The organism is Vibrio sp. QJM3NY_39, from assembly GCF_057785895.1.
In genome coordinates this window covers 455,018-467,322 of record NZ_CM173505.1, presented here as the reverse complement: position 1 = coordinate 467,322, position 12,305 = coordinate 455,018, and the positions used below count along the sequence as shown (strand labels likewise).

Annotated in this window: 13 protein-coding genes; 4 read left to right on the top strand and 9 right to left on the bottom strand. The window is 45.3% G+C overall.

Going from position 1 to position 12,305, the window contains the following annotated elements; translation table 11 throughout:
• Positions 1-31: 31 nt before the first annotated feature.
• From lepA to rpoE, 5 genes are all read right to left on the bottom strand, one after another.
• Entirely contained in the window at positions 32-1,825 is a 1,794-nt protein-coding gene (lepA, locus tag AC3CHU_RS02315) for a translation elongation factor 4 (protein ID WP_004735381.1), read from the bottom strand.
• A gap of 137 nt (positions 1,826-1,962) precedes the next feature.
• Positions 1,963-2,433 (bottom strand): SoxR reducing system RseC family protein, encoded by a 471-nt coding sequence (locus AC3CHU_RS02310; RefSeq protein ID WP_017084321.1) that lies wholly within the window; start codon positions 2,431-2,433, stop codon positions 1,963-1,965.
• Positions 2,430-3,392 carry a sigma-E factor regulatory protein RseB gene (gene rseB / locus AC3CHU_RS02305; RefSeq protein WP_004735379.1) on the bottom strand — a complete coding sequence of 321 codons (963 nt, stop codon included), beginning with the start codon at positions 3,390-3,392 and terminating at the stop codon, positions 2,430-2,432. Before rseB ends, AC3CHU_RS02310 begins: the two co-directional genes overlap by 4 nt.
• On the bottom strand, positions 3,389-4,012 hold the full coding sequence (locus AC3CHU_RS02300) for a sigma-E factor negative regulatory protein (protein ID WP_004735378.1): 624 nt from the start codon (positions 4,010-4,012) through the stop codon (positions 3,389-3,391). Before AC3CHU_RS02300 ends, rseB begins: the two co-directional genes overlap by 4 nt.
• Positions 4,013-4,038: 26 nt before the next feature.
• The gene (rpoE, locus tag AC3CHU_RS02295; protein WP_004735377.1) at positions 4,039-4,617 is read right to left on the bottom strand and encodes an RNA polymerase sigma factor RpoE; all 579 of its coding nucleotides are present in this window, start codon (positions 4,615-4,617) and stop codon (positions 4,039-4,041) included.
• A gap of 389 nt (positions 4,618-5,006) precedes the next feature.
• Between rpoE and nadB the strand changes: the two genes are divergently transcribed.
• Positions 5,007-6,623 carry an L-aspartate oxidase gene (gene nadB, locus AC3CHU_RS02290; RefSeq protein WP_017084322.1) on the top strand — a complete coding sequence of 539 codons (1,617 nt, stop codon included), beginning with the start codon at positions 5,007-5,009 and terminating at the stop codon, positions 6,621-6,623.
• Positions 6,624-6,696: 73 nt separating this feature from the next.
• On the opposite strand, the gene AC3CHU_RS02285 is transcribed toward nadB, so the two are convergent.
• Both AC3CHU_RS02285 and AC3CHU_RS02280 read right to left on the bottom strand, forming a co-directional pair.
• Positions 6,697-7,137 (bottom strand): protein YgfX, encoded by a 441-nt coding sequence (locus AC3CHU_RS02285; RefSeq protein WP_488525007.1) that lies wholly within the window; start codon positions 7,135-7,137, stop codon positions 6,697-6,699.
• Positions 7,085-7,345, bottom strand: a complete 261-nt coding sequence (locus AC3CHU_RS02280) for an FAD assembly factor SdhE (protein ID WP_004735374.1) — start codon at positions 7,343-7,345, stop codon at positions 7,085-7,087. Before AC3CHU_RS02280 ends, AC3CHU_RS02285 begins: the two co-directional genes overlap by 53 nt.
• A gap of 167 nt (positions 7,346-7,512) precedes the next feature.
• Here AC3CHU_RS02280 and ygfZ point away from each other — a divergent pair, with 167 nt between their 5' ends.
• The 3 genes from ygfZ (at position 7,513) to AC3CHU_RS02265 (ending at position 9,718) form a co-directional block, all read left to right on the top strand.
• Complete coding sequence (gene ygfZ / locus AC3CHU_RS02275; RefSeq protein WP_171313215.1) at positions 7,513-8,484, top strand: tRNA-modifying protein YgfZ; 972 nt, start codon at positions 7,513-7,515, stop codon at positions 8,482-8,484.
• A 4-nt stretch (positions 8,485-8,488) separates the two neighbouring features.
• Positions 8,489-8,950 (top strand): aminoacyl-tRNA deacylase, encoded by a 462-nt coding sequence (locus AC3CHU_RS02270; RefSeq protein WP_017077792.1) that lies wholly within the window; start codon positions 8,489-8,491, stop codon positions 8,948-8,950.
• A gap of 561 nt (positions 8,951-9,511) precedes the next feature.
• The gene (locus AC3CHU_RS02265) at positions 9,512-9,718 is read left to right on the top strand and encodes a DUF1107 domain-containing protein (protein ID WP_004735370.1); all 207 of its coding nucleotides are present in this window, start codon (positions 9,512-9,514) and stop codon (positions 9,716-9,718) included.
• A gap of 155 nt (positions 9,719-9,873) precedes the next feature.
• Here the strand turns inward: AC3CHU_RS02265 and AC3CHU_RS02260 are convergent, their stop codons facing one another.
• Both AC3CHU_RS02260 and ubiH read right to left on the bottom strand, forming a co-directional pair.
• A complete protein-coding gene (locus tag AC3CHU_RS02260; protein WP_488525006.1) occupies positions 9,874-11,097 on the bottom strand; it encodes an FAD-dependent 2-octaprenylphenol hydroxylase in 1,224 nt (407 codons plus the stop codon).
• A 12-nt stretch (positions 11,098-11,109) separates the two neighbouring features.
• Positions 11,110-12,288, bottom strand: a complete 1,179-nt coding sequence (gene ubiH / locus AC3CHU_RS02255) for a 2-octaprenyl-6-methoxyphenyl hydroxylase (protein ID WP_488525005.1) — start codon at positions 12,286-12,288, stop codon at positions 11,110-11,112.
• Between the last annotated feature and the right edge of the window lie 17 nt (positions 12,289-12,305).

Genomic DNA, 12,305 nt, shown 5'->3' with positions numbered 1-12,305 from the left:
CTTTCAATTATTCGTTTAATGCTGGATAAAGTTAGTCTTTACCAACATGAAGAATCGCTAAGAATGCTTCTTGAGGCAGTTCAACGTTACCGATCTGCTTCATACGCTTCTTACCTTCTTTTTGTTTCTTAAGAAGTTTCTTCTTACGACTGATATCACCACCGTAACATTTTGCGATTACGTTCTTACGCAGTTGTTTCACTGTAGAACGAGCAATGATGTGGTTACCAATCGCTGCTTGAATCGCGATATCGAACATCTGACGAGGGATGAACTCTTTCATCTTCTCAACCAATAGACGACCACGAGACTGTGCAATGTCTTTGTGCGTAATAATAGCCAGTGCGTCAACCGTTTCGCCATTAAGCAATACGTCTACACGAACCATGTTCGACATTTCAAAACGTTGGAAGTTGTAATCCAGTGACGCATAGCCACGAGATGTTGATTTCAAACGGTCGAAGAAGTCTAGAACCACTTCTGCCATTGGCAAGTCGTACGTCACAGCAACTTGCTTACCGTGATAAACCATATCCACTTGAACACCACGTTTTTCTACACATAAGGTAATTACGTTACCTAGGTAGTCTGACGGTACAAGGATATTACAACGAGCGATAGGCTCACGAATTTCTTCTACATCATTAGTCGCAGGCAATTTAGCCGGGCTATCGACGTAAAGAATGCTGCCATCCGTTTTTACAACTTCGTACACTACGGTTGGTGCCGTTGTGATTAGGTCTAGGTCGTATTCACGCTCTAAACGCTCTTGAATGATCTCCATGTGAAGCATTCCTAAGAAGCCACAACGGAAACCAAAGCCAAGTGCTGCTGAACTTTCTGGTTCGTAGAACAGTGATGCATCGTTCAGGCTTAATTTGCCTAGTGCGTCACGGAAGTTTTCGTAGTCATCAGACGATACTGGGAATAGACCTGCATATACCTGAGGCTTCACTTTTTGGAAACCAGGTAGACGTTCTGTGCTGCCGCCTTTTGCAAGCGTCAACGTATCACCAACAGGTGCGCCAAGGATGTCTTTAATACCACAAACAACCCAACCAACTTCGCCAGTATTTAGCTCTGTTGTGTCGATTTGCTTAGGTGTGAAGATACCTAGACGGTCAACACCCCAAACTTGGTCTGTCGACATTACTTTAATCTTGTCGTTCTTCTTCAGCTTACCGTTCTTGATACGAACCAAAGAAACAACGCCTAAATAGTTATCGAACCAAGAGTCAATGATCAACGCTTGTAGTGGTGCGTCTGGATCACCTTCAGGTGGTGGGATAGCTGTTACGATGTTTTCAAGAACGTCATCAACACCGATACCGGTTTTTGCAGAACAACGCGTCGCTTCCATCGCATCGATACCAACGATCTCTTCGATTTCTTCAGCAACTCGCTCAGGTTCAGCAGCAGGTAAGTCAATCTTGTTCAAGATTGGCACTACTTCCAGTTCCATTTCGATCGCGGTGTAACAGTTTGCTAGAGTTTGCGCTTCAACACCTTGGCCAGCATCCACTACAAGAAGCGCGCCTTCACAAGCGGCTAGAGAGCGAGATACTTCGTAGGAGAAGTCTACGTGTCCAGGGGTATCGATAAAGTTTAGTTGGTAAGTTTCACCATCTTTCGCTGTATAATCTAAAGTCACACTTTGCGCTTTAATTGTAATACCACGCTCGCGTTCTATATCCATAGAATCGAGGACTTGAGCTGCCATCTCACGTTCACTTAACCCTCCACAAACTTGGATTAAGCGGTCAGAAAGGGTCGACTTACCGTGGTCGATGTGGGCGATAATCGAAAAATTACGAATGTGCTTCATAGGCTTGGTGTGACTAAACTCTTTGAATAGGGATAATAAGAAAGCCGCGACGCGTCCAATCTACAGTCAGCATTGGTGGCGGCATTTCAATCAAGTTGGCAGATTCTACCCAATTTAAGGGCAAGAAGCATCATAAATTAGACGAGAGGCTCGCCTAGGATTCGAATCAAGACGACTTCTTGCTTGGATTTGTCTTCCATTGGTTTGGCTAACCGCTTCGCTAAGGCAATACCACCAGCAGTAAACAGCGCTGCACTTAAGATAACAATGCCCTCGCCCCCTTGGAGTAAGGGTTGCAACAAGAGCTGTCCAAAACCAGCACCAATCATCAACATGAAAAGTGGAATGAGGTAAACAATAGCCGCAGACTGCAGTAAGCTTTTTTCTGGAAAGCCAATTTCCACGATCTGTCCGGCTTTAACTAAACTTTTGGTTTTAAGCTGCCAAAACAAGGATTTATTGCCAACAGCCTTAGTAACAATACCCGTTCCGCAGCTTTTTTGAGATGAGCAACTGCTGCAACTGGTTTGTTGTTCGCAGCTCAGTTGAACAAAGTATTGTTGACCGCTTTGTTCAACCGAGCTAACGGTTGCCAGCGCCGTCATCATTGCGCTGGTACCGGTTTATTGAACGTAACTGATTGGGCAATACGTTTGGCGGTTGCTGGCGGAATATCACCCACCACAGAGATCTCTTTGTCACCAATCACTAAGCTATGTAACGTTCTGCGTCCTTGGCGTACCAACTGCCCTTTCAATGAATGTTCGTCTTTATCGGCGATATAAACTGAAAAGCTAAACAACCCATCACTGAAAAGTTGGCTTTCAACCATTTTATCGGTCGCAGCCATTGGATAACGACTAAGCTCTTTTGACTTAAATCCTTCAGGAATCCAAGAGGCTTGCCAGTTAGTTTCACTCACTAAGCCTTCCGGCAGCGATAAGACTTTCGGCAGTTGAGCGCTATTCAAGCCCCCCATTGCCTCTGCAATCTTATCGTTCACCACGTAAGAGATAGTACGGTACTGTTCAAGCACTTCGCCATCACGGTCCAACAGATCGGCACGCAAAGGAAGACTCGTTTTTTCATCTACCCAAACGACGTAAGAGTAACGAAGGCCATCTTTCGGCACCACGCGCAATACTTGCGTAGTACTTCCAGCTTCACGAGCACGGCCAACTTTAACGAAATCGTAATAGTCGTTGAGCGCGTCAATATCTCGATTAATCATCGGAATAACAGGGGCAACCATACTGCCAGATTGAATGGTAAACGGTTCTGTGCCCGGTTCAATATAACTGACTTCATCACCACGTCGAATAACTTCACGGATAGGCCCGCTCAAGTAAACAAGGTGTGCAAGTTGTTGGTCGTCGTTAACCGCATGGCGATAAACAAGAGGTTCAATACTGCTCTTCTTGATCAAAATGTAGGAGAGTTCGTAATTTAGATGCTGACTGGCCTCGTTCATCTGATGTAACAACGCCTTTGCAGTGGGTTCCTCTGCAAAGGCTGTTGGAGACATCAAACTGAACAGTGTCAGTGCACTGACCAGGATTTTCTTCATTCAATGTCCGATTCTAGATGTGCATCTTGCATTGGCGATGCATCACTGTTTAATCTTAGCTGCAGCTCATAATCTTCTAGCATTGCATGAACGCGTTTACGCTGCTCTTGCAAGTTAGCTTCAGATGCTGGCTTCTCAACAGAGTCACGCGTTAAGCTTACTGGTTCCGCAGAACCCGCAAATGGAATCGTCTGGAGAACAGGCAACTGCTCTGGCGCAGCAGGGTCGCTGCCACCATATTGTTGAACACCTAGTACAACGACTAGTGAGACACACGCTGCCACGGCAACTTGTCCAAACTGTTGTAACCACGCTGGAAGCTGACGCTTCGCTTGCTGAGGTTTAGGCTGCTCTTCAATTGGAGCAACAGTTGGTTCAACATGCACTTGGTGCAAGTTCGGCATTGCACTATGTGCAGGCTCATTATCAAGCGCTGCCGCAACACTGTTAGCAATGTTCCACTCTGGAGTTTCTGGCGCATCCCCACGCATAACATCACCAATTAGATGGTAACTCTGCCAGGTATCCATGCTTTCTTGATCAGATTCGAGATCTACAATGAGAGCTTTATCGATCGTTTCACCATCCATGAGTGCCGAAAGCTTTTCTTTATCAGCCATTATTTTCACCATAATTATTACAAGTTCTAGCGTTGCAAAAGAGGCTTAATTTTCTTTTCCACCGCTTCACGAGCTCGGAAAATACGCGAACGTACGGTTCCTACAGGGCAATCCATTACTTCTGCAATCTCTTCGTAGCTCAAACCTTCGAGCTCACGCAACGTCATTGCAGTTTTTAAGTCTTCTGGTAGCGCTTCAATCGCTCCAAAAACAACTTGTTTCAATTCGTTTGACAGCGTTAAGTTCTCAGGGTTCGATATTTCTTTTAACGCGCTGCCTGTTTCGTAATATTCTGCATCTTCTGCATCTACATCTGTTGCTGGCGGCCTACGGCTCTGGGCAACGATATGATTTTTAGCGGTGTTCACGGCAATTCGGTACAACCATGTATAGAAGGCACTCTCGCCACGAAAGTTAGGTATCGCGCGGTAAGCTTTAATAAAAGCTTCTTGTGCTACATCAGGTACATCACCGGAATTATTCACGTATCGAGAGATAAGATTACAAACTTTATTTTGGTACTTAACCACTAGTAAGTTAAAAGCCTGCTTATCTCCACTCTGAACTCGCTCAATCAACACTTGATCGGTTAGCTGCTCGTTCATTCGAGCGGGTACTCCTATTGTTATAACCCTTACCTTCACAGATATGGGTACTAATTATGCGAAATGTAGTATTGACACCACCGTCTACAAGAGCACTATTGTGACTAAGCCAAATACCGAAAGTTCCAACTTTCTTAAAATTATTTGCCATTATTGTTTCACAATGTGATGTAATAAAAATAGCTATCCCTATCAATTTGGGGAAACTTGAGCAAAAGCAATGGTATTGAGCAATTAAATATTTCTAGATAGCTGTCTGTACATTGATTTTGTGTAGCATTTTAGGATGACTCTGGAGAGATTATAACAGTCTTAGCCAAACTCCTAAAACAAGACAACGTCAATTGAGAGTGGACAACTCGACTATAGCCCGGGATTTAATAAGTTTTATGAACGCAAACCGTGAACATCAGTGTGATGTATTAGTGGTAGGAAGTGGTGCGGCAGGCTTGTCATTAGCCTTACGTGTAGCAGAACATGCAAAAGTAATTGTATTAAGCAAAGGACCACGCAGCGAAGGATCGACGTATTACGCACAAGGTGGTATCGCCGCGGTGTTCGATGAGTCGGACAGTATTGAGTCTCATGTAGAAGATACTCAAATTGCTGGGGCTGGGTTATGCGAAGAAGATACAGTTCAATTCATTGCTGAAAATGCTAAAGAGTGTGTGCAATGGCTGATTGATGGTGGTGTTCCATTTGATAAAGATGAGAACAGCACGGAAGGCCAACCAAAATATCACCTCACTCGTGAGGGTGGCCACAGTCACCGCCGAATTCTACACGCTGCCGATGCAACTGGCATGGCAATGCAAACCTCACTGCAAGATAACGTCAACAATCACCCCAACATCGAGATCTTCGAGCGCCACAACGCGCTAGATTTGATCACAGAAGATAAGGTTGGTGGTTCGAAAGACAAAGTTATCGGTGCCTACATTTGGAACCGTAACCAAGAACACGTTGAAACCGTGCGCGCTAAATTTGTTGTATTAGCTACAGGCGGCGCTTCAAAGGTTTACCAATACACCTCTAACCCAGATGTATCTTCAGGTGATGGTATTGCTATCGCTTGGCGTGCGGGTTGTCGAGTAGCAAACCTTGAGTTCAACCAGTTCCACCCAACTTGCTTGTTCCACCCAGAAGCGCGTAACTTCTTGCTAACGGAAGCACTGCGTGGTGAAGGTGCCTACCTGCGTCGTCCAGACGGTTCTCGCTTCATGAAGGACTTCGACGAGCGTGGTGAACTGGCTCCGCGAGATGTGGTTGCTCGTGCGATTGACTTCGAAATGAAGCGCCTAGGTGCCGACTGCATGTATGTTGATATCAGCCACAAGCCTGAAGAATTCATCACAACGCATTTCCCAATGATCCATACTCGTTTGATGGATTTGGGGATTGATATGACTAAAGAGCCGATCCCTATCGTACCGGCTGCGCACTATACCTGCGGTGGTGTGATGGTGAATAAGCAAGGTCAAACCGACTTAACTAACTTATATGCGATTGGTGAAGTGAGTTACACCGGCTTACACGGTGCGAACCGCATGGCGTCAAACTCACTGCTTGAATGTGTTGTGTATGCTTGGGCAGCAGCAAAAGATATCGTTGAAAACATCGACCAATCTCAACTGTGCGCTGAACTCCCTGCATGGGACGAAAGCCAAGTCACCAACAGTGATGAAGAAGTGATCATTCAGCACAACTGGCACGAACTAAGACTGTTCATGTGGGATTACATGGGTATTGTTCGAACGGACAAACGTCTAGAACGTGCAATGCGCCGTATTCAGATGCTGCAGCAAGAAACTCATGAGTACTACAGCTACTTTAAGGTTTCGAACAACCTATTAGAACTGCGCAACTTGCTACAAGTGGCTGAGCTAATGGTTCGCTGTGCGATGCAACGTAAAGAGAGCCGCGGCTTACACTACACGTTGGATTACCCAGAACTTGCAAAAGACAGTGGCCCAACGATTCTTACGCCAGAGAGAAACCAGTCGTAATCATTATTTGAAAGCTATTAGCTAATCAACTAAACGCAATCAAACGAAAAGGAGCCTAGCGCTCCTTTTTCTTTTATCTCGCGTTCTCATTTGCCTCGTGCGATCGTTGTAAGTTCGCCAGAAAGTGGCGATATTCACGCTCACGACAACTATCACGCCAAAGCATTACCGAATGCCCACATTCGAATTTTAGTTTGACGAAAAAATGTGCCCAGATCTTATCAACGGACTTAAGTGTGTAGGATTGGTCATTGAGTCGAATCTCGCCATCTTCTTTATAATCAAAGCATCCATGTGCTGTATTCAAGATTACATGATTGGCTTTAAACAAACTGAACATTAGAGCTAAACAATAGAGGGCAACAACGAGCGGGATAGAAGAAAAGACAATGAAAAACAAAAGGCACCCAGAAACAGTGCCTTTTGCAAATAATGCGGAAACTGAAGGTTTAAGCTGAAGCTTAACGAACCTTGCTGAGGTTGTGCGCGACAATTTTATCAACCATTGAAGCATGGCCTAGATTTTCACTGCGCCCATGTCCCATAACCCAAGTAAACAAATCTGGGTCATCACACTCAAGTAGAGAAACAAACTCACGCTGTTCCTGCTCTTGCAATGAATCAAAACACTCTTCAAAAAATGGCATGATGACTACATCAAGTTCTAACATGCCACGACGGCAACCCCATTTAATTCGTGCTTTCTGCTCTGCAGTGTACATTGGCTATCCTCACCTATAATTTTTCTTTCTCGGAGTGTAACAAGTCATACGCTCTGCAACTACTATGTGAGTCACAGTCCCTATCTAAGCTCACAAAAAAACCTAGGCTGACAAAGAAACAGAACCGGATTAACATAGAGCCAAATAAAATTCTTAGGAAAGATAAAATGGATTGGAAAAACACATTTCAGCCGCTCGCTCATACGCAAAATGAATCGCTTCCAGAACTGATGATCACACACGTGTCAGACTGGAGCGCAATCACCATGATAGGCGATGACAAAAAGTCGTACCTACAAGGTCAAGTAACGTGCGATGTCGTCACTCTTCCTAATGATGATTCTACATTAGGCGCGCATTGTGATGCGAAAGGAAAGGTTTGGAGTATCTTTCGTTTGTTCCACCACAATGGTGGTTACGCTCTTATGCAGCCTAAATCGGCAATTGAAGTCGAGTTAGTTGAAATCAAGAAATACGCCGTGTTCTCTAAAATTGATATCGAGCAGACGTCTGACGTTGTTATCGGAATCATGGGGACTTCAGCGAACCAATACGTTGATTCGATTGCAGAGGGCCAAGGTAAAGTGCGTACTATCTCTGGTGGTACAGCCGTTCAAGTCTCAGACAACCGTTGGGCTCTACTTGTTACTCAAGAAGCAGCAGAAGCCTTGGTATCAAGCAGCTCAGCTGAAAAAGTATCAGAAGCGCTTTGGCAGTATCATGAAATTCTTGATGCTCAGCCTAACCTATCAAAAGCAGAGCAAAACGAGCACATCCCTCAAGCTCTTAACCTACAAGCGATTGGCGGCATCAGCTTTTCAAAGGGCTGCTACACAGGTCAAGAAACGGTTGCTCGTGCCAAGTACCGTGGCATGAACAAGCGTGAGATGCGCATTGTTTCTGGAACAACTTCAGATGTACTCTCTCTAGAGAATACGATTGAACTTGAACGTAGCGTGGGTGAGAACTGGCGTGGTGCAGGCCGACTATTAAACGTCTATCAATTTGCTAATAACCAAGCGATTGGTTTGATGGTACTGCCAAACAACCTTGATGACGATGTTCAGCTTCGACTGACCGCGCAGCCTGATCAAACATGGAATATCCTGCCACTGCCTTACAGCCTTGACGACGAGTAACCACGTGGAAACACTGATTACACAATGGCTGGATCAACAGCAGGTGAACTATCGCCTGCTGATGCAAAGTAAACCAACCACCAGCATCGAAGAGACAGCTCAAGAGCGAGGCATCGACGCCTCTCAAATGGTGAAGTGTATCCTGCTCAAGGATATGGGCAACCAATATGCGTTGGCCTGTACTGCTGGAGATCGCTCTGTCGACCCCAAGAAAGTACGCTCGGTACTGAATTGCCGTCGAATGACCTGTGTATCACTCGCTGATGTTGAAACGATCACAGGCTTTAAGGCTGGGTGTGTTGGCCCTCTTGCTCTAAAAAGATACATGCCGATCATTTTTGATCCTTCAATTCAAAAAAACTCGACGGTTACTATTAGCTCGGGTGATCGAATGGCTGGTGTTGCGCTGGATCCCAATGATCTTATGGCCCTTTGCGCACCAATCGTTGCTGACATCAGTCGATGACCTTTTCGATCGAGTCATCGTTCGCAAACTTAAGTACAACTTTTCATTGAATACATTTTTAGTGTGAAGTTCGTCATAAGAAGAACACACCAATAATAAATAGTTACTCAAAATAAAAGCATAAGTAGTCACAAGGGGGAATTTACGTTATTGTGAATTTACTGACTCGCTTTTAAGCAAATCAGTACAAGTGAATCCACTGAGTAACATCAGTATCCACTTTTGTGTAATGCATCTGTGACTATTCGCCCGTTTTAGACGGGCTTTTTTTTGTCAAAAATTTACAATTTGATTACACAAACAAAAAAATCCCACCTATTCTTATACTTGTAACATTATCACTGCTTAATACCGAACAGGAAAGTTCACAGCAGTTCACTACTCAGTATTATTTTGGGGAGAAGCTCACGTAAAAATAGATATTTACTGAAGAAAGTGCTTAGAACAGCACAAATATCTAATTCACGTCAACTCTACTGCATATTACTCCATGCTTATCACAATTATTATCTCGGAGTTTTTCTATAATATGCAGGCTAGGTAAATATAAGGATAATTAAAATGAGACTGTTTAAGCGCTATACACCAAGTATGATTGCTAAACATGTAAGTCGACTTTTCAAAGGACGAATCTACATTTACGGCGTAGGAAAATTTGAGTTTGATAACGGTAAACTCGTGCTGCCAGACCGAGCAGAAAGGCGTCACTTTCAAACGGTAAAAGAAATAAATAGTGAAATCATGAAACTGCGCTGCGCATACGCATGACCTGATTATCTACAGAATTAAAAACAAAAAGGGTTGGCATAATGCCAACCCTTTTTTCGTGTTCAGATTGAGTCAATGGCAATCAGCTGCAGCTGCTGACCATCAACAACGGCTCACCCGTGCGCGACTATTGATTTGCGATTGTTGATTCACGATTATTGGTGCGTAACTGGACGCTTGGCTAGATCAGGAAGATTGCCTGACAAACCCAGTGCTCGCTTCATGATCTCATCTTTCGCACCCGGTAATTGGCCCGCGAGCTTCATACCGATACCACGAATCAGCTTCTTGGCTGGGTTATCGCCTTCAAACAGATCTTTAAAGCCCTGCATAGACGCAATCATTTTAGCCGCCTCTGCTTTTCTCCAGCGCTCGTAGCCACGAAGGTTACGCTTGGTACCAATGTCCTCGCCAGCAGCCCAAAGCGTTAACAGCTCTTGCGCTAAGCTTGCAGCATCTAATAGCCCTAAGTTGACCCCTTGCCCCGCTAACGGGTGAATCGTATGAGCTGCATCACCAACCAAAGCGACACGCTCTAAAGCAAAGTCACGTGCATAGCGCATACGTAATGGGAAGGCAAAACGCTCACCAACCACTTCACATAAACCAAGTTTTGAGTCGAACTCAGCCGTCAGTTGCTTATTAAAATTAGCATCCGACATGGATACAAGCTTCTCGGCACGATTAGGCTCCGTAGACCAAACTATCGAGCTCATGTGGCTTGGCTGCATTGGTAGGAATGCCAATGGCCCTTGTGGTGTGAATATCTGACGAGCAACGCTGTGATGCGGCTCTGTGGTCTTGATATTCGCGACAATCGCGCTGTGTCCGTAATCCCAATGTGTTAATGGGATATCTTGTTGTTTGCGAACCCAAGAGTTTGCGCCGTCCGCTCCAACAACCAACTTAGCGGTCAGTGCTTGGCCATTATCTAGCGTTAGCCATGCTTCGCTTTCACCAATCGCCATCGTTTTGCACGTCGCGGGCATGTACAAGCTGACATTATCTTGCTTCTTCACCTGTTCAAGCAGTGCGAGTTGAATCACACGGTTTTCAACAATATGACCGAGATTCGGCTGAGCCAAACGTGTCGAGTCAAACTCAATACGAGCAAAGCTATCTTGTTCCCACACCTCCATCGCTTGGTAAGGTGCCGCACGTCTTTGTTCAATGCCTTGCCATGCGCCTAGGTTACGAAGAATCACTTCACTAGAGCGGCTCAATGCCGACACACGCACATCAGGCAATTCGCTAAGCCCTTCACTGGGTGCCCTGCCTTCAATGACGGCAATTCTTAGGTCACTGTCTTTCAACGCAGCAGCAAGCGCTAGGCCAACCATGCCTCCACCAACAATCGCGATATCAACACTTTGCATCATTATTTTTCTACCTTATCTTTCTACTAGGCCAAGCGTATGACGCAAAAGTGGACCTTTAAGTGGTGGAAGGTTATCAATTACGGCTAACCCAAGATTACGCCCAATGCGAGCGGTCAAAAAATCGTTTGAGAATAAATGGACTAGGCTTGATGTCAGCGTAATCGTCGTGTCTCTATCTTGTTCTCTACGCTTTCTAAAGTTAACAAGACCATTGTAACGCCCAACATCATCGAGTTGGGTACACAACTCTTCCGCCAAGGAAGCCACATCACGAATGCCAAGATTAAAGCCTTGTCCCGCAATTGGGTGAAGCGTTTGAGCAGCATTGCCTACGATCGCAAAACGATGAGAGATATTTTGCTGACGATGACGAAGAATCAGTGGGTAACTGGCACGCTTGCCTACCTTCTCGAGTCGGCCAAGTCGCCAACCAAAGTCACTCTGCAACTGCTCAAGAAATTCATTGTCGTTTAGGGTCATCACTTTTTGCGCTTGCTCCGGTGACAAACACCAAACCAGCGACAAACGGTTGTCACTCATCGGTAAGAGAGCGACTGGCCCATGATGAGTAAAACGCTCAAATGCTCGACCTTGATGAGGTTCGCTCGCCACGATATTGGCAATCACCGCAACTTGTTCAAAGTCATGCTCACTCAATGAGATATTGAGTTGCTGGCAACATGTTGAGATAGCGCCATCGGCAGCAACCAATAACTTAGTTGTTACTGTTTGCCCACTTGTCAGTTCAATCGTCGTTTGCAACTCTTCACGTTCGACTTTACTGACAGACTCAGGGCAAAGCATCGTAATTGCAGCTTCGGATTCAAGCTTCTGCTGATAGATTCGCCCCACACCCGCCAACTCCACCACATAGCCAAGCGCATCAACAGCAAGCTCTTCACTGTAGATGTCCGTCATTCCGGCATGCCCTCTATCCGATACATGGATATCTTTAATCGGGGTTGCTACCGGTGCGATAGATTGCCACAAATGCAAAGAATCAAGGATCTGCACCGTGCCATAAGACAAAGCGATCGAACGAGAATCAAAACCAGGGTGAGCTTGATGATCAACCTGATAAGGCTCTACTACCGCGATCGATAGTGAACCTTGACTGAGGTGATTCAGAGCAAGGGCTAAGGTCGCCCCTGCCATTGCGCCACCAGCAATTACAACATCATACTGAGCCATTATAACCTCAAACCGGC